The sequence below is a fragment of the Bradyrhizobium sp. HKCCYLRH3099 genome, assembly GCF_051167855.1.
In the GTDB taxonomy this organism is placed as follows: domain Bacteria; phylum Pseudomonadota; class Alphaproteobacteria; order Rhizobiales; family Xanthobacteraceae; genus Bradyrhizobium.
Genome location: NZ_JBNPTW010000002.1, coordinates 400,028 through 416,676 on the forward strand (window position 1 = coordinate 400,028; position 16,649 = coordinate 416,676).

Annotated in this window: 17 protein-coding genes; 12 read left to right on the forward strand and 5 right to left on the reverse strand. The window is 65.4% G+C overall.

Annotated features, from left to right (window positions below; all coding sequences use genetic code 11):
* Positions 1-274 precede the first annotated feature (274 nt).
* Entirely contained in the window at positions 275-1,120 is an 846-nt protein-coding gene (gene fghA / locus ACQR1Y_RS07100) for an S-formylglutathione hydrolase (RefSeq protein WP_434876495.1), read from the reverse strand.
* 74 nt (positions 1,121-1,194) lie between these two features.
* Complete coding sequence (locus ACQR1Y_RS07105; RefSeq protein ID WP_434876494.1) at positions 1,195-1,815, reverse strand: response regulator transcription factor; 621 nt, start codon at positions 1,813-1,815, stop codon at positions 1,195-1,197.
* Positions 1,816-1,968: 153 nt separating this feature from the next.
* Between ACQR1Y_RS07105 and ACQR1Y_RS07110 the strand changes: the two genes are divergently transcribed.
* The 4 genes from ACQR1Y_RS07110 to ACQR1Y_RS07125 all read left to right on the forward strand — a co-directional run bounded on the left by ACQR1Y_RS07110 (position 1,969) and on the right by ACQR1Y_RS07125 (position 4,295).
* Positions 1,969-3,336: a histidine kinase gene (locus tag ACQR1Y_RS07110; RefSeq protein ID WP_434876493.1), complete on the forward strand. Its 1,368-nt coding sequence runs from the start codon at positions 1,969-1,971 to the stop codon at positions 3,334-3,336.
* A gap of 104 nt (positions 3,337-3,440) precedes the next feature.
* A complete protein-coding gene (locus ACQR1Y_RS07115; RefSeq protein ID WP_434876492.1) occupies positions 3,441-3,797 on the forward strand; it encodes a hypothetical protein in 357 nt (118 codons plus the stop codon).
* A 128-nt stretch (positions 3,798-3,925) separates the two neighbouring features.
* The gene (locus ACQR1Y_RS07120) at positions 3,926-4,114 is read left to right on the forward strand and encodes a DUF2934 domain-containing protein (RefSeq protein ID WP_434876491.1); all 189 of its coding nucleotides are present in this window, start codon (positions 3,926-3,928) and stop codon (positions 4,112-4,114) included.
* 25 nt (positions 4,115-4,139) lie between these two features.
* Complete coding sequence (locus tag ACQR1Y_RS07125; RefSeq protein WP_434876490.1) at positions 4,140-4,295, forward strand: hypothetical protein; 156 nt, start codon at positions 4,140-4,142, stop codon at positions 4,293-4,295.
* Between the two features lie 380 nt (positions 4,296-4,675).
* On the opposite strand, the gene ACQR1Y_RS07130 is transcribed toward ACQR1Y_RS07125, so the two are convergent.
* Entirely contained in the window at positions 4,676-4,846 is a 171-nt protein-coding gene (locus ACQR1Y_RS07130) for a hypothetical protein (RefSeq protein WP_434861475.1), read from the reverse strand.
* 152 nt (positions 4,847-4,998) lie between these two features.
* Here ACQR1Y_RS07130 and ACQR1Y_RS07135 point away from each other — a divergent pair, with 152 nt between their 5' ends.
* A complete protein-coding gene (locus ACQR1Y_RS07135; RefSeq protein WP_434876489.1) occupies positions 4,999-5,859 on the forward strand; it encodes an SDR family oxidoreductase in 861 nt (286 codons plus the stop codon).
* A gap of 236 nt (positions 5,860-6,095) precedes the next feature.
* Here the strand turns inward: ACQR1Y_RS07135 and ACQR1Y_RS07140 are convergent, their stop codons facing one another.
* Together ACQR1Y_RS07140 and ACQR1Y_RS07145 are read right to left on the reverse strand one after the other, a co-directional pair.
* The gene (locus tag ACQR1Y_RS07140; protein ID WP_434876488.1) at positions 6,096-6,338 is read right to left on the reverse strand and encodes a (2Fe-2S)-binding protein; all 243 of its coding nucleotides are present in this window, start codon (positions 6,336-6,338) and stop codon (positions 6,096-6,098) included.
* Between the two features lie 92 nt (positions 6,339-6,430).
* Positions 6,431-7,264, reverse strand: a complete 834-nt coding sequence (locus tag ACQR1Y_RS07145; protein WP_434876487.1) for a xanthine dehydrogenase — start codon at positions 7,262-7,264, stop codon at positions 6,431-6,433.
* A gap of 350 nt (positions 7,265-7,614) precedes the next feature.
* On the opposite strand from ACQR1Y_RS07145, the gene ACQR1Y_RS07150 reads away from it, so the two are divergent.
* The 7 genes from ACQR1Y_RS07150 to ACQR1Y_RS07180 all read left to right on the forward strand — a co-directional run bounded on the left by ACQR1Y_RS07150 (position 7,615) and on the right by ACQR1Y_RS07180 (position 16,384).
* Complete coding sequence (locus tag ACQR1Y_RS07150) at positions 7,615-8,487, forward strand: SDR family NAD(P)-dependent oxidoreductase (RefSeq protein ID WP_434876486.1); 873 nt, start codon at positions 7,615-7,617, stop codon at positions 8,485-8,487.
* A 426-nt stretch (positions 8,488-8,913) separates the two neighbouring features.
* Positions 8,914-10,653, forward strand: a complete 1,740-nt coding sequence (gene nifA, locus ACQR1Y_RS07155) for a nif-specific transcriptional activator NifA (RefSeq protein ID WP_434861480.1) — start codon at positions 8,914-8,916, stop codon at positions 10,651-10,653.
* Between the two features lie 590 nt (positions 10,654-11,243).
* Positions 11,244-11,438: a 4Fe-4S dicluster domain-containing protein gene (locus ACQR1Y_RS07160; RefSeq protein ID WP_009031096.1), complete on the forward strand. Its 195-nt coding sequence runs from the start codon at positions 11,244-11,246 to the stop codon at positions 11,436-11,438.
* Positions 11,439-11,477: 39 nt separating this feature from the next.
* Positions 11,478-12,995 carry a Fe-S cluster assembly protein SufB gene (gene sufB, locus ACQR1Y_RS07165; RefSeq protein WP_434876485.1) on the forward strand — a complete coding sequence of 506 codons (1,518 nt, stop codon included), beginning with the start codon at positions 11,478-11,480 and terminating at the stop codon, positions 12,993-12,995.
* Between the two features lie 38 nt (positions 12,996-13,033).
* Positions 13,034-13,795: a Fe-S cluster assembly ATPase SufC gene (gene sufC, locus ACQR1Y_RS07170; RefSeq protein WP_006609650.1), complete on the forward strand. Its 762-nt coding sequence runs from the start codon at positions 13,034-13,036 to the stop codon at positions 13,793-13,795.
* Positions 13,796-13,813: 18 nt separating this feature from the next.
* The gene (gene sufD / locus ACQR1Y_RS07175; RefSeq protein ID WP_434876484.1) at positions 13,814-15,139 is read left to right on the forward strand and encodes a Fe-S cluster assembly protein SufD; all 1,326 of its coding nucleotides are present in this window, start codon (positions 13,814-13,816) and stop codon (positions 15,137-15,139) included.
* Between the two features lie 3 nt (positions 15,140-15,142).
* A complete protein-coding gene (locus tag ACQR1Y_RS07180; RefSeq protein WP_434876483.1) occupies positions 15,143-16,384 on the forward strand; it encodes a cysteine desulfurase in 1,242 nt (413 codons plus the stop codon).
* Positions 16,385-16,649 lie beyond the last annotated feature (265 nt).

The following is a 16,649-nucleotide window of genomic DNA, read 5'->3' on the forward strand; positions in this document are numbered from 1 at the left end:
GCTGCGCGCCGCCGGCGTCCACCGCATCCCGCACTCCACGTTCGTGACGACCGCGATACGCCCTCTCGACGAGGCAGGACGGAGCGATACAATCATGAACTTCGGAAAAACGAAAGAGAAATCTTTTTCGCCGGAGGACTGGACAGGGGTGAACGCGTTGTGCCGCCTGGCAAAATCGCCGTCGACGCGCTGATAGACGAGAGCTCTGCAACGCGCCTCGATCACGACGCGCGGGCGCGTCCTCGCGCCCGCCGGGCAAATCACGTCCTGCCGTTCAGCGACCGAGACGCGCCGCGTGCCAGCGCAGGTGGTCGGCCATGAAGGTGGAGATGAAATAGTAGCTGTGGTCGTAGCCTTCCTGCTTGCGCAGCAGCAGGGGGATGTTCGCCTTCTCGCAGGCCGCCTTCAGCAGCTCCGGGCGCAGCTGCTGCGTCAGGAACGGATCGGCATCGCCATAGTCGACCAGGATGTCGGAGACGCGGGCGCCGTCCTCGATCAGCGCGATCGCATCATGCTTGCGCCAGGCCGCCTTGTCGCTGCCGAGATAGCCGCCGAGCGCCTTCTCGCCCCACGGCACCTGCGAGGGCGCGACGATCGGCGCGAAGGCGCTGGCGGCGCGGTAGCGGTCGGGGTTGCGCAGCGCCACCGTCAGCGCGCCATGGCCGCCCATCGAATGGCCCATCACCGATTGCCGCCGCGGATCGACCGGGAAGTTCGCCGCGACCACATGCGGCAGCTCCTCGGTGACGTAGCTCCACATCCGGTAGTTCTTGGCGAACGGCGCCTCGGTGGCATCGACATAGAAGCCGGCGCCGAGGCCGAAATCATAGGCGTTGTCGGCATCGCCGGGCACGCCATCGCCCCGCGGCGAGGTGTCGGGCGCGACGAAGATCAGGCCGAGCTCGGCACAGGCGGCGCGGAACTCGCCCTTCTCGGTGACATTGGCGTGGGTGCAGGTGAGGCCCGAGAGATACCAGACGACGGGCAGTTTCGCGTCCGGCGCATGCGGCGGCACGAACACCGAGAACGTCATCTCGGTCTTGGTTTCCTGGCTGGCGTGGCGGTACACGCCCTGGACGCCGCCGTGGGACTTGTTCTGGGACACGGTCGTGAGCGTCATGGGATCACCTGTCGGACTCGCGATGGAAGCGGCGGACCGGAGCGCGCCACTGGCCGGATGTCAAGCGCCTGATGTCAAGCGACGCCGTTCTCGATCGCCAAACGCACCAACTCGCCCGAGGTTCTCACGCCGAGCTTCTGGCGGATGATCGAGGAGGTGTTGGCGACCGTCTTGTAGGACGAGTGGATCAGCCAGGCGATCTCCGACAGGCTCTTGCCGGCGCTGAGCAGGCGCAGGATCTCCAGCTCGCGCGAGGTCAGCTTGGCCAGCGGGCTCTGCGCCACCGCCGCGCCCGCAAATGCGATACTGCGTGCGATCGCCGGCGGCAGATAGCTGCCGCCACGCGCGACCTCGCGGATCGCCTCGGTGAGATCGTTCGGATCGCCGCTCTTCGACACATAGCCCTTGGCGCCGATGTCGATGGCGCGCGCGGCGAACACCGGGTCGTCGTTCATGCTGAACATGATCAGCCGGGCCTGGGCGTCGCGCGCCAGGATGCGGCGCGCCAGCTCGAAGCCGGACACGGTCGGGAGATTGATGTCGATGACGCAGACATCAGGCCGTTCGGCGATGAAGCTGGTCTCGCCGCTCTCGGCGTCGGCGGCCTCCAGCAGCACCACGTCGGGATCGCCCGACAGCAGGGCACGGCAGCCGGATGCCACAATGGGATGATCGTCGACGATCAGAACGCGCATGAACTTGGGGTCCCGGAATTCCAACTCGCGTCATTGTTGCGATGCATCATGGATGCATGCCGCGCGATGTTACATCATGTTGCAATTAGATCGCCGGCGCATTTGTCTGTCAATGTGAGTGCGCAGGAACACGGTGGCATTGAGGCGGAGAGAATGTGGCAGAATTGGTCGTTGCGCAGGCGCATCAACGTGCTGCTCGCGCTGGTGCTGATGCTGGGGCTTGCCATCAACATCGGCCGCCTGGTGCTGGAGGCCGCGCCACGGGTGCTCGCCGAGGATCAGAGCGTCATCCGCCTGACCCGCGCCTTCCTCGAGACCATCATGGACGAGGTCAATGAGGCACCGGATCCGGATGCCCGGCTGAACCGGATCGTCGGGGAGCTCGAGCAGCTGCGCCATGTCAGCGTGAGCAGGACGTCTGCGGCGGCACACCTCCGGCCGCCATCGGGTGAAGGCGCGCGGGCGGCGCCGGCCTGGTTCATCGCGCTGGTGCATCCGGACAAGACGTCCGTCATCATGCCCGTGATCGTCGCAGGCCGCGCCGAGACGCTGGTGATCACCTCGCATCCCGACGACGAGATCGCCGAGATCTGGGACGGCATCGTCACCCAGCTCATCGTCGGCTCGCTCGTCGGTCTTGCGCTGTTCGGCATCACGACGCTCGTGGTCGGTCGCGCGCTGGCGCCGCTCGGCGATCTCTCGGAGGCCATGAGCCGGATCGAGGACGGCGCGTATGACGCCCGCGTCAAGCCGGGCGGCGCGCCCGAGCTTGCCGCGCTCTGCGCCAAGCTCAATCATCTCGCCGGCGCGCTCGGCGAGGCGGTAGAGGAGAAGCGGCGGCTCGCCGAGCGCACCGTGTCGCTGCAGGATCTCGAACGCAAGGAGATCGCGCGCGAGCTGCATGACGAGTTCGGACCGCATCTGTTCGCATTGCGCGCCCATGCCAGCGCCTTGATGCGGCTGCCTGAAGCCGCGGCGCTCGACCTCGCGGCGATGCGCCGGCACGGCCAGGCGATCCTCGACCAGGTCAACGCCGTGCAGCAATTCAATCGCCGCATCCTGGAGCGGCTGCGTCCGGTGGGGCTCGCCGAACTCGGCCTGCGCGAGGCGCTTGGCGCGCTGGTGCGGCTGTGGCGGGAGTCGCGCCCTGAGGTGGCGATCGCCACGAGCTTCGCCGAGACGGGCGTGCGCAGCAACGAGACCGCGGAGCTGACGATTTATCGCGTGGTGCAGGAGGCGCTGACCAACGTGTTCCGCCACGCCGAGGCGACCGCGGTCGATGTCGTCATCGAACCGCTGCAGCAGACGGCCGGAGGACAGCGCCGCCTCTACACGCGGGTGTGCGTCCGCGATGATGGCCGCGGGCTGAAGGCCGAGCACAAGCTCGGCTTCGGTCTGACCGGCATGCGCGAGCGGCTGCTGGCGCTCGGCGGTACCTTGACGGTGGCCTCGACCGCTTCGGGGGTCACCATCGAGGCGCTGGTGCCGACCGATGCCATGGTGCCCGCCGACGCCGCTTGAGTTCACCGCGAGGAACATTCAACCTCGGAGCGCATTCATCGGTCGTCTCGGTGAATCCGCGCGAGCCGCAGTCTGGAGCACGCGCGGTAGCTTGCGGTGACCAGATGATCAGAACCTTGCTTGCGCTGAGCGGCGCCGCGCTGGCGGCCGTGCTGTGTGTCGACCATGCCGCTGCGCGCGACGACGGCCGCTATGCCAACTCGCCGCTCAAAGATTGGTTCGACGGCCTGAGGAGCGGCCGAGGCCCGTGCTGCTCGGATGCGGATGGATTGGCCGTATCGGATCCGGACTGGGATCTGCAGGGTACGCACTACCGTGTGCGGCTCGACGGCGAATGGATCGTCGTGCCCGACGATGCCGTGATCACGGAGCCGAACCGCGCCGGGCGCACGATGGTGTGGCCGATCAAAGGCTCGCTCGGCACCTCGATCCGCTGCTTCATGCCCGGCAACCTGAGCTGACGCGGGTGGTCATGCGGCAGGCTGCGCTGCGGCCGATCGTCCGCGGCGTCGTCTGCCTTTGGAACATCAGTTTGTCCCGATGATTGCCCCGTCGGTCAGGCCACGACGGCCGTCTTGCGAGGAGCATCATGGAACAGGGCAGCGACATAAGTCTGCAAGACAGGATTCGCGAACGCGCCCATCGATTGTGGGAGCAGTCCGGGCGTCCGGACGGTCGCGAGCATGAGTTCTGGTATCAGGCCGAGCAGGAGGTCCGCGACATGCAGGAGCTGCACGACCAGGCCACGGCGCCCCCGCCGACCATGCTGCCGACCTGACCGGTCGAACGAGAAGGATGGACTGATGAGCAAGGAAACACCGAAGGACGATCCCCGCAAGGAAAGTGATTGGGGCTCGCTGAAGCAGACGGACAAGCCCTGGGCCGAGAAGCCCGAGAAGGAGCAGCGCTCTGAAGCGGCGAAGGATCTGGAGCAGTGGGGCGAGAGCAACACCCATTGAGGTGAGTATCGGCGGCGAGAGGCGGCCGGTGGGAATCGTTGAGACCTCCCGTGTGGCTGCCCCTCACCCCAACCCTCTCCCCGTAAGAACGGGGCGAGGGAGCGCACCGCATGCGGGGCGAGAGCTCGCTTCACATCTGCACATCTGTGAAAATTACAGAACTATCAGCCGTCAGTTCGTCTGCTTGACCGTATCTGCAGCATGGCTGCAGTAATGGTGGCAATCGATCCGCGTGTTCATTGTGAGCTCTTGTATTAGCGCCAGCGGCGCTGCGCTCCCTCTCCCCGTTCTTCACGGGGAGAGGGTCGGGGTGAGGGGCAGCGGCACGGGTGGTGCGAGTGGTAGACCTCAATCTCTTCACCCAGCTCGCATCAGCGCCGTCATGCCGTGTGCCCGGGATCGACATCATCCGGCGTCTTCTTCTCCCGTTGCGGCGTCATCTTTGCCGGATCCTCTCCGCCGGGTACGCCGCGCGGGCCGAGCTGATCGCGCTGGATGTCGTCCTCGGAGCGGCTGGGTTCGCGTCCGTTGATGGGAAGATCATTCGCCATGGCTCGCTCCTTCCTCGTCGCCTCATGAGAGAGCAATGCGGGCGAAGGTGATGACGTTCCTTACAACGAACTGACCGCCGCGGCGGTGCCCTGCGCAGGAACGCGGCTTCGGGGCTGCGATTGATGCTTGATCAAACGCCAGGAGATCACCGATGTCCGACCAATACCCCAAGCCGCCGTTTCCGCCGCAGCAGCAGGCCATGCCGGGCACGACGGCCGAGATGCGGCCGAGGCCCGATCATGGCGAGACCAGCTATAAGGGCTCTGGCAAGCTGACCGGCAAGAAGGCTGTCATCACCGGCGGCGACAGCGGCATCGGGCGCGCGGTGGCGATCGCCTATGCGCGCGAGGGCGCCGATATCCTGATCGCCTATCTCGATGAGCAAGACGACGCCCGCGAGGTGCAGCAGCTGATCGAGAAAGAGGGACGAACAGCGCTGTTGATGCCCGGCGACATCCAGGACCCCCGGCATTGCCGGGCGATCATCCAGCGCGCCGTTGACGAGCTCGGCGGCATCGACATCCTCGTCAACAACGCCGCGCACCAGGCGACCTTCAGCGACATCGGCGACATCTCGGATGAAGAATGGGAGACGACCTTTCGCACCAACATCCATGCGATGTTCTATCTCACCAAGGCCGCGGTGCCGCACATGAAGCCGGGCAGCGCCATCATCAACACGGCGTCAGTGAACTCCGACATGCCCAATCCGAGCCTGCTCGCCTACGCCACCACCAAGGGCGCGATCCAGAATTTCACCGGCGGGCTGGCGCAGATGCTGGCGGAGAAAGGTATCCGCGCCAATGCGGTGGCGCCCGGCCCGATCTGGACGCCGCTGATCCCCTCGACGATGTCGGAAGAGCGGGTGAAGAACTTTGGCCAGCAGGTGCCGATGAAGCGCGCCGGGCAGCCCGCGGAGCTCGCCACCGCTTATGTGATGTTGGCGGACCCGTTGTCGAGCTACACGTCGGGGACGACGGTGGCGGTGACGGGCGGGAAGCCGTTCATTTGAGGATCGGTATCGTCGGACTGCATCAACACACCGAACCCGGAATCTGGAGATTGTGAAGGGTCGCAAGACAAGCTCGAGATTCCGGGTTCAAGGCCTGCGGCCTTGCCCCGGAATGACGGGCGGGGTGATGCGGGTGTATATCGCCACTATCCCGAAGCTCTGCGGTCTCGGTGCCCGTGTCGGCTTTGTCCGACATCCGACAGCACGCGATGCGACATGTCGGGCGCGATGACCGCTCACGCTGCCGACATCAGCGCGCAGGGCGCGGTCTCTGTCTGCACCGGCCAGACGGCCGCGCTCGCCGTCTCTCCCGTCCGTTCGTCCAGAATCCGCTTCACCGAGCGCGAACAGAGCCCGCACTGAACCGAGCAGCCAAGACAATCATACACTTGCGCCGGTGAGCCGAAGGTGATGTCGGCCGTCGTGACGATGTCGCGAATGGCCGCGTCGCTGATGACGTTGCAGGAACAAATGATCATGGCTGTTGCTCGCTCCTGCCAACGATAAGCAACGGCAATGCCAAGGCGGACGCTCGCGACGCGGCCTAATCAGAATCGTTCGAAAGCGGGGATCAGCGTGAGTCGGCTGCGCTCGCGCGGATGCGATCGGCGGCGTGCAGCCGGATCGCGGCCAGCGTCGCCTGGGCTAGCGCCTGGCCCTGCGCATCGATGCCGGTCCATTGCGCATGGCGGCCACGTGGATCGATCTCGGCCAGCGCGACACCCGCCGGCACGTCGCTGCCGTCGCGGACCACGCCGCGCAGAATGCCGTCGGTGGGCGCCGTGACCGGCTCGCCGGAGAGATGGCCGACGACAAAACCCTTGTAGATGCGCGTGCCGATCTCGACCGGCGTATGCCAGCGGCCTTCGTGCGGCGACAGCACCAGCCGCTCGGCGCCGACGCCGCCGAGCTCGCCGACGTCGTCCTTCGCCAAGGTCCAGCCGTCTACCACGATCTGGCCGAGCCGGTCCGGCCGGGTCTCGATCGCGACGTCGCAATTGGCCGACGGCGAGAAGCCGGGACCGATGCCGATCGACAGGCGCGTCATGCCGCGCAGGTTCGGCGTCACCTCATGCGCCTGCATCCGGGCGTCGATCAGCACGTCGATGGCGCGGACAGGCAGCAGATCGATGAGGCCGAGGGCGGTGACCAGGACATGGCGGGGATCGCCGAGCGCCTTGAACACGTCCATCGTGCTGTCGATGCGTTCGCCGATCACGTTTTCGACACGGACGCAGTCGCCGAACAGCGCGTCGTGAAATGCCATCTTGCGCCGCATGACCGGCGGATTGGGATCGTGCGACAGCACCACGCAGAAGCCCGCGCGATGCAGGTGCACGGCGATCGCGGACGCGACGTCGTTGGTCCCGAGGACCACGGCGAAGCGCACTGCAGTCGTCCCCATGTCCCGGTCCATTTGGCGTTCGGCGTCACGTGGCTCTCCGTCGCGAGAGTGGAAAGCCATCTTCCAGTTCGAATGAGACGTTCGGTCAGCAAGAGTTGGACCAGCGCCGGGTCTGGCGAAAAATGATCGCCGTTTGAACGTCTTGGTTCTGGCGGCGGTTCTGAAGGTCCCGGGCTTGGCGCGGCGGAAAGCTGACGCCGGCCATGTCCCGAATCCGCCAATCTGTCGCGAACCCGACAGGGAATTGCGGGCATGCGCGTGGATTTCGCTGGCCCGGAATCTGCACAACCGCCGCATGACGATACCGCGCGGGTTTCAGGGACGCGCGGTGCAGGATCAGGACGAATGCGGTGAGCCTCGACCTCGACCAGGACGTTCGCGAGCCCGCGGTAAACGCGGCCGAGGATACCGCTGACATCGCGTCGTGCCCATTTCACCGGGACATGGCTCATCGAGACATGGCGGCGGCCGAGCGACTGGCGCGGAGCGAGCAGAAGACGCTGGTGTTGACCGGTGGTTCGCGCGGCATCGGCCACGCGACGGCCAAGCTGTTTTCCGACGCCGGCTGGCGCATCATCACCTGCTCGCGGCACCCGTTCGACGGCGGCCGTTGCCCCTGGGATGCCGGGCCCGACAATCATGTCCAGGTCGATCTCAGCGATCGCAAGGCGATCCCGCGTGCGATTGCCGACATCAAGGCGCGGCTCGACGGCGCGCCGCTGCATGCGCTGATCAACAATGCCGCGATCTCGCCGAAAGCGGAGGACGGCGGCCGCTTGGATTCGCTGGCGACCTCGGTCGAGACCTGGATGACGGTCTTCCACGTCAACTTCCTCGGACCAATCCTGCTGGCGCGCGGCCTGTTCGAGGAGCTGAAGTGCGGGCAGGGTGCGGTCGTCAACGTGACGTCGATCGTCGGCACGCGCGTGCATCCCTTTGCCGGCACGGCCTATGCGACGTCCAAGGCGGCGCTGGCGTGTCTCACCCGCGAGATGGCGCACGACTTCGCGCCGCATGGCATCCGCGTCAACGCCATCGCGCCGGGCGAGATCAAGACCGAGATGGTGTCGCCCGAGACCGAGGCACGGTTCTCGCCACTGATTCCGATGCGCCGGATCGGCGCGCCGGAGGAGGTGGCCAAGGTGCTGTTCTTCCTCTGCTCGGATGCGGCGAGCTACGTGACGGGCGAGGAGATTCAGATCAATGGCGGACAGCATCTCTAGGTTGACCGACCGCTCAGCGGCGTTTTGACGCCGTCTCCTGAGATTGGCCGACGTTGTTGGCAATCAAGCGAAGCGAGTGCCATGCGGTGACTGGAAACTTTGTGAACAGTTCGGATGCTTGCGATGTCTTCGCAACAAGCAGGCCGTTGCGCGCTTATTAGGTGTCGGAAACACAACGGATTTGTCAGCCGGCCGCGACGTCAATCCACGCGCGGCCCGTGCAATGCGCGCGTCGCGCCGGCTGCAAACTAATTTGTTAAGATCATGAAGTTCTGCAGCTTTTCTGTTCTTTTGGTTGCACACTACTTCTGCGGCAATGCAGCAAAGTTAGGCACGACAATCATCTGCAGTTAAGGGAGGATGTTAGAACGCCTACAATCGCGGGCGATCTCGTAAAGAGCGTCCGTGACCATCAGAGAAGCGACCATGGTCCAAACGGAAACACGTCAGGTCGAAGCTCAGGACGTCAGGTCCAATGCTGCCCCGATACCGCTCAGCGAGATCGCGCTGACCGGAATTTTCGAAATATCGAAAATCCTGGCCGCGCCGACGCGGCTGGAAATCACCCTCGCCAACGTCGTCAACCTGCTGCAGTCGTTCATGCAGATGCGCCATGGCGTGGTGTCGTTGCTCGCCGATGACGGCATTCCCGATCTTGCCGTCGGCGCCGGATGGAGCGAAGGCAGCGACCAGCGCTATCGCGAGCGCCTGCCGCAGAAGGCGATCGATCAGATCGTCGCCACTGCCGTGCCGCTGATCGCGGAAAACGTGTCGGATCATCCCGCGTTCAGCGCCGCAGATGCGGCCACGCTCGGGGCCGACGCCGGCACACGGGTGTCGTTTCTCGGCGTTCCCATCCGCATCGATCAGCGCGTCGTCGGAACGTTGACGATCGACCGCGTCTGGGATGGCCGCGCCATCTTCCGGCTCGACTCCGATGTCCGCTTCCTGACCATGGTGGCGAACCTGATCGGCCAGACTATCAAGCTGCACCGCGTCGTCGCGCGCGACCGCGAGCGGCTGATGGCGGAAAGCCACCGGTTGCAGAAGGAGCTGCTGGAGCTGAAGCCGGCGCCGGCCAAGGGCAAGAAGGTGCTGGTCGACGGCATCGTCGGCGACAGCCCGGCGCTGCGCGCGCTGCTCGACAAGATCAACGTCGTCGCCAAGTCGAACGCGCCGGTGCTGCTGCGCGGCGAATCCGGCACCGGCAAGGAGCTTGTGGCGAAGGCGATTCACGAACTGTCGAACCGCGCCAAGCGGCCGTTCATCAAGATCAACTGCGCGGCGCTGCCGGAGACGGTGCTGGAGTCCGAGCTGTTCGGCCACGAGAAGGGCGCCTTCACCGGCGCGATCAATGCGCGCAAGGGCCGCTTCGAACTCGCCGACAAGGGCACCTTGTTCCTCGACGAGATCGGCGAGATTTCGCCGGCGTTCCAGGCCAAGCTCCTGCGCGTGCTGCAGGAGCAGGAGTTCGAGCGGGTTGGCGGCAACCAGACCATCAAGGTCGACGTGCGCATCGTCACCGCGACTAACCGCAATCTGGAAGAGGCGGTGGCGCGCAACGAGTTTCGCGCCGACCTGTACTATCGGATCAGCGTCGTGCCGATCAAACTGCCGCCGCTGCGCGACCGGCGCACGGATATCCCGCAGCTGGCGCGCGAATTCCTGCGTCGCTTCAATTGCGAGAACGAGCGCGATCTCACTTTCGACGTCAGCGCCATCGAGGTGCTGATGCATTGCGGCTTCCCCGGCAATGTACGCGAGCTGGAGAACTGCGTGCAGCGGACAGCGACCTTGGCCGCGGGATCGGCGATCGGCCAGCACGACTTCGCCTGCAGCCGCAACGAATGCATGTCCGCAATCCTGTGGAAGGGCAACACGGTGACCCCGCCACCGCCACGCGGCCAGCCGATGGTGCCGCTGCCGATCCTGCCGCGCACCTCGGCGCCGATCGAGACTCCCGTCGATTTGCCGGCGTCCGAGGCGGACGACGGCGAGTACTCCGAGGCGATGGACGGCGGCGCCGTTCCCGAGCGCGACCGCATCGTTCAGGCGATGGAGCGCTCCGGCTGGGTCCAGGCCAAGGCCGCGCGGCTGTTGGGGCTCACGCCGCGGCAGATCGGCTACGCGTTGAAGAAGTACAACATCGAGGTCAAGCGGTTCTGAGTGGATTGATTCTGGACGGATGAAAGGGCGCGCGGATGCGCGCCCTTTTTTGCTTGAGGCCATGCTCAAGTCGTCAGGCTTTCTCGGTTCGATCACTGCTGTCGTCATGAGAGCCCCAACTATTCCCCGGGCGACGGTAGACTCCCCTCCCCCTTGCGGGGAGGGGTCGGGGGTGGGGGTCCACGAGCACACTGCGCGTGATACAAACTGATCCCACTTTGTCGGAATCATCGGTCTTCGTCGATGGATCGGACGCTGGATAAGTCGGGTATTCGTGGTTTGAGAGAACGCATAGCAATCCATCCGATTCACAAACATCAGCGCCCGGAGACCCCCACCCCCGACCCCTCCCCGCAAGGGGGAGGGGAGCTCACCGGTCGTGCGGCGAATAGCTCGACTCCAACCGAGCGCACGTCCATCCACCGCTCCTGTCGCACTTACGACATGCTGTCGGGAGCGCGACAGCTGGCTGCGATCAGCGACATTTAAAATCCTCCTTAGAAATCAACCAAATGCGCTCTGGCACGGCGCTTGAAAGATGATGCCCGAATGACATCGCCCGATGTCGCTGAGAGCACGGGGAGCGGCACATGAGCTACAAGATCATCGCCTCACAATGCACGGTCTGCGGAGCCTGCGAGTTCGAATGTCCGAATGCGGCCATCCGGCTCAAGAACGACATGTACATCATCGACCCGAAGAAGTGCACGGAGTGCGAGGGCCATTTCGACGCGCCGCAATGCGCTGCCGTCTGTCCGGTGCCGGACACCTGCGTGCCCGCCTGACGCGGGCGCCTCGTCGACAGCTTGGAAGCGGAGTGAGAGATGGCAGCGGTTCAGGAGACCATTGATCGCGTCAAGGGCATTGACGTCGATCAATATCGTTACGGGTTCGAGACGCAGATCGAATCCGAGAAGGCTCCGAAGGGGCTGTCGGAAGACACCATCCGCTTCATCTCGGCCAAGAAGAACGAGCCGGCCTGGATGCTGGAATGGCGGCTCGAGGCCTATCGCCGCTGGCTGACCATGGCCGAGCCGACCTGGGCGCGCGTCGGCTATCCCAAGATCGACTATCAGGATCTCTATTATTATTCGGCGCCGAAGCCGAAGAAGAAGGTTGCCTCGCTCGACGAGATCGATCCCGAGATTCTCAAGACCTATGAGAAGCTCGGCATTCCCCTGCGCGAGGTCGAGATCCTCGAAGGCGTCGAGCGTCCCACCGCGGCCGCGGAATCCGAGGATGGCGAGGCGGCCGCGCCGCGCACCAAGATCGCGGTGGACGCCGTGTTCGACTCGGTCTCGGTGGCAACCACCTTCAAGGAGGAGCTGAGGAAGGCCGGCGTGATCTTCATGCCGATCTCCGAGGCGCTGCGCGAGCATCCGGACCTGGTGCAAAAATATCTCGGCACGGTCGTGCCGACCACCGACAATTATTTCGCCACGCTCAATTCGGCGGTGTTCTCCGACGGCTCGTTCGTCTACATCCCGCCGGGCGTACGCTGCCCGATGGAGCTGTCGACTTATTTCCGCATCAACGAGCGCAACACCGGCCAGTTCGAGCGCACGCTGATCATCGCCGACAAGGGAGCCTACGTGTCCTATCTCGAGGGCTGCACGGCGCCGCAGCGCGACGAGAACCAGCTGCATGCCGCCGTCGTCGAGCTGGTCGCGCTGGATGACGCCGAGATCAAGTATTCGACGGTGCAGAACTGGTACCCCGGCAATTCCGAGGGCGTGGGCGGCATCTACAATTTCGTGACCAAGCGCGGCGACTGCCGCGGCGCGAATTCCAAGATCTCCTGGACCCAGGTCGAGACGGGATCGGCGATCACCTGGAAATATCCGAGCTGCATCCTGCGCGGCGACAATTCCAGCGGCGAATTCTACTCGATCGCGATCTCCAACGGCTTCCAACAGGTCGATAGCGGCACCAAGATGATCCATCTCGGCAAGAACACGTCGAGCCGGATCATCTCCAAGGGCATCGCCGCCGGCAAGTCGCAGAACACCTATCGCGGCCTCGTCAGCGCCCATCGCAAGGCCTCCGGCGCCCGCAACTTCACCGCCTGCGACTCGCTCTTGATCGGCGACAAATGCGGCGCGCACACGGTGCCCTACATCGAGGCCAAGAACTCCTCGGCGGTGTTCGAGCACGAGGCGACGACGTCGAAGATCTCCGAGGACGTGCTGTTCTACTGCATCCAGCGCGGCCTCTCGCAGGAAGAGGCGGTCGGGCTCGTCGTCAACGGCTTCGTCAAGGACGTGCTGCAGCAGCTGCCGATGGAGTTCGCGGTCGAGGCGCAGAAGCTGATCTCGATCAGCCTCGAAGGTTCAGTCGGATAAGGACGTCGCGCGCGGCGACAACAGATGAGGAGTGTTCGATGACGGCCTTGCTCGAAATCAAGGGGCTCCATGCCGAGATCTCCGGTGGTCGCAAGATCATCCAGGGCCTGGACCTGACCGTGAACAAGGGCGAGATCCACGCCATCATGGGCCCGAACGGCGCCGGCAAGTCGACCTTGTCCTACGTGCTCGCCGGCAAGCCCGGCTATGAGATCACTGCCGGCGAGGTCTATCTGAATGGCGAGGACCTGCTGGCGATGTCGGCCGACGAGCGCGCCGCCAAGGGCGTGTTCCTGGCGTTCCAATATCCGCTGGAGATCCCGGGCGTCGCGACGCTCACGTTCCTGCGGGCGGCCTTCAACGCCCAGCGCAAGGCGCGCGGCGAGGAGGAGCTGTCCTCGCCGGACCTGATCAAGCGCGTGCGCGAGATCGCCAAGACCTTGAACATTGACTCGGAGATGCTGAAGCGGCCGCTCAATGTCGGCTTCTCCGGCGGCGAGAAGAAGCGCAACGAGACCCTGCAGATGGCGTTGCTGCAGCCCTCGCTCTGCGTGCTCGACGAGACGGATTCGGGCCTCGACATCGACGCGCTGAAGGTGGTCGCCAACGGCGTCAACGCGCTGCGCTCGGCCGAGCGCGGCATGATCGTGATCACTCACTACCAGCGGCTGCTCGACTACATCGTGCCGGACATCGTCCATGTCTTCGCGGCGGGCCGCATCGTTCGCACCGGGGGCGCGGATCTCGCGCGCGAGCTCGAGGCGACCGGCTACGCGCAGTACCAGAGCGAAGCGGCGTAAGGCGCGGGGAGCAGCAGCATGGGCGTCGCGATCCGCAAGACCAAGGCCGAGCTCGGGCTGGCCGATCTGTACCAGGGCGCCCGCCGCTATTTGCCGGGCGGCGAGGAGATCACCGCGGTGCGTGCTGCCGCCTTCGACCGCTTCACTGCGGTCGGCCTGCCGCACCGGCGCGTCGAGGCCTGGCGCTACACCGATCTGCGCACGCAGATGAAAGAAGCCAAGCGGCTTGCCTCGCTGCCCGACGACGCCGCCAAAACCAAGGCGCGCGAGGCGAAGGATCTCTTCGCCAGCGCGGGCTTCCGCAAGCTCGTCATCGTCGATGGCGCCTTCGTGCCGGAACTGTCGGATCTTGCGGCGCTCGAGCCCGGCCTCACCATCCAGCCGATGGCCGATGCGCTCGCCGCCGACAAGCCGCTGCTGTCGCAGCGCCTCGGCGCGATCGTGCCGGATGACGATCCGGCGCTGGCACTCAACACCGCGCTGGCTGCCAACGGCGTCGTCATCCTGGTCGCGCCGGGCACCGCGCTGAGCCGGCCGATCCATGTCGCCTTCGTCGCGACCAATTGGGTCGCGACCTCGATGTTCACCCGCTCTCTGGTCAATATCGGCGCCGGCGCCAGCGCCACCATCGTCGAGTCGCATCAGGGACCTGACGGCAGCGAGTACCAAGTCAACACCGCGATGCAGCTCGTCGTCGGTGACGAGGCGCGCATCGACCATGTCAAGGTCGTCAGCGAGGGCGGCAGCGCGCTGCACATCGGCTCGCTGCTCGCCAATATCGGCGCGCGCGCGACCTTCAATCAGCTCGGCTTCATCGCCGGCGGCAGCCTGGTGCGCAACCAGCTTTTCGTCCGCCTCGCGGGCGAGGGCACCGTCGCCGACATCCGCGGCGGCTCGCTGCTGTCGGGGACGCAGCACGCCGACACGACCTTGTCGATCGAGCATGCGGCCGAGAACGGCCAGAGCCGCGAGACCTTCAAGGCGGTCGTCGGCGACACCGCCCGCGCGGTGTTCCAGGGCAAGATCACGGTCGCCCCCGGTGCGCAGAAGACCGACGCCAAGATGATGTCGCGGGCGCTGCTGCTGTCCGATGAGGCCGAGGCGGACTCGAAGCCGGAGCTCGAGATCTTCGCCGACGACGTGCAGTGCGGCCACGGCACCACGACCGGCGCGATCGACGATGAGCTGCTGTTCTACCTGATGGCGCGCGGCATCCCGCCGGCAGAAGCGAAGGCGCTGCTGATCCAGGCCTTCATCGGCGAGATCATCGAGGGCGCGGCCAACGAGAGCGTGCGCGACGCGCTGACCGGGGCGCTGCTGGGCTGGCTCGGACGACGGGAGTAGACGATGTATGCAGCGGTGAACGGGAGCGGCTACGACGTAGGCCGCATCCGGGCGGATTTTCCCATTCTCGGCATGCAGGTCCACGGCAAGCCGCTGGTCTATCTCGACAACGCCGCCTCGGCGCAGAAGCCGCAGGCCGTGCTGGACCGGATGAACCAGGTCTACACCTCAGAATACGCCAACGTGCATCGCGGGCTTCACTATCTCGCCAACGCCGCCACCGAGGCCTATGAGGGCGCCCGCGCCAAGGTGGCGACGTTCCTCAATGCCGAGAGCTCCGAGCAGATCATCTTCACCCGCGGTGCCACGGAAGCCGTCAATCTGGTCGCGCAGACCTTCGGACGCGAGCGGATCGGGCCGGGCGACGAGATCGTGCTCTCGATCATGGAGCACCATGCCAACATCATTCCCTGGCATTTCCTCAGGGAGCGCCAGGGGGCTGTGATCAAGTGGGCTCCCGTCGATGATGACGGCAATTTCCTGCTCGACGAGTTCGAAAAGCTGCTGACACCGCGCACCAAGATGGTGGCGATGACGCAGATGTCGAACGTGCTCGGTACCGTCGTCCCGGTCAAGGAGGTCATCCGCATCGCGCATGACCGCGGCATTCCGGTGCTGATCGACGGCTCGCAGGCCGCCGTGCACATGGAGGTCGACGTCCGCGACCTCGATGCGGATTTCTACTGCATCACCGGGCACAAGATCTACGGCCCGACCGGGATCGGCGCGCTGTATGGCAAGCGCGAGCTGCTGGCCTCGATGCCGCCGTTCAACGGCGGCGGCGAGATGATCCGCGAGGTGTCACGCGACTTCGTGACCTATGGCGACCCGCCGCACCGCTTCGAGGCCGGCACGCCACCGATCGTCGAGGCCGCCGGTCTCGGCGCTGCCATCGACTACGTCGCCTCGATCGGCAAGCAGCGCATCGCCGCGCATGAGCATGACCTCGTGGTCTACGCCACCGAGCAGCTGCGCGAGATCAACTCGCTGCGCATCATCGGCAACGCCGCCGACAAGGGCGCCATCGTGTCGTTCGAGATGCAGGGCGCCCACGCCCACGACTTCGCCACCGTCATCGACCGTGCCGGCGTCGCGGTCCGCGCCGGCACCCATTGCGCCATGCCGCTGCTGGAGCGGTTCGGTGTGACCGCGACCTGCCGGGCGTCATTCGCGATGTACAACACGCGGGAAGAGGTCGATGTGCTGGTCCGCGCGCTGAGGAAGGCGCAGGAGTTTTTCTCGTAGAGCCGCTCGTGTACCGCCCTGCAATAGGCCCCGCCTGACTTAAATCTTGCAAGTTGGAGTCGAGCGCTCACCAAGCCGGCGGTGCGCTCCCTCGCCCCGCTTGCGGGGAGAGGGTTGGGGTGAGGGGGACTCTCCGCACGGTCGGTGGGTGTGACATATGCACCAGACTCGTGGAGAGTCCCCCTCACCCGGATTTCATCTGCGATGAAATCCGGCCTCTCCCCGCACGCGGGGAGAGGCTTGGACCGGATGCGCCGCGCGAGGC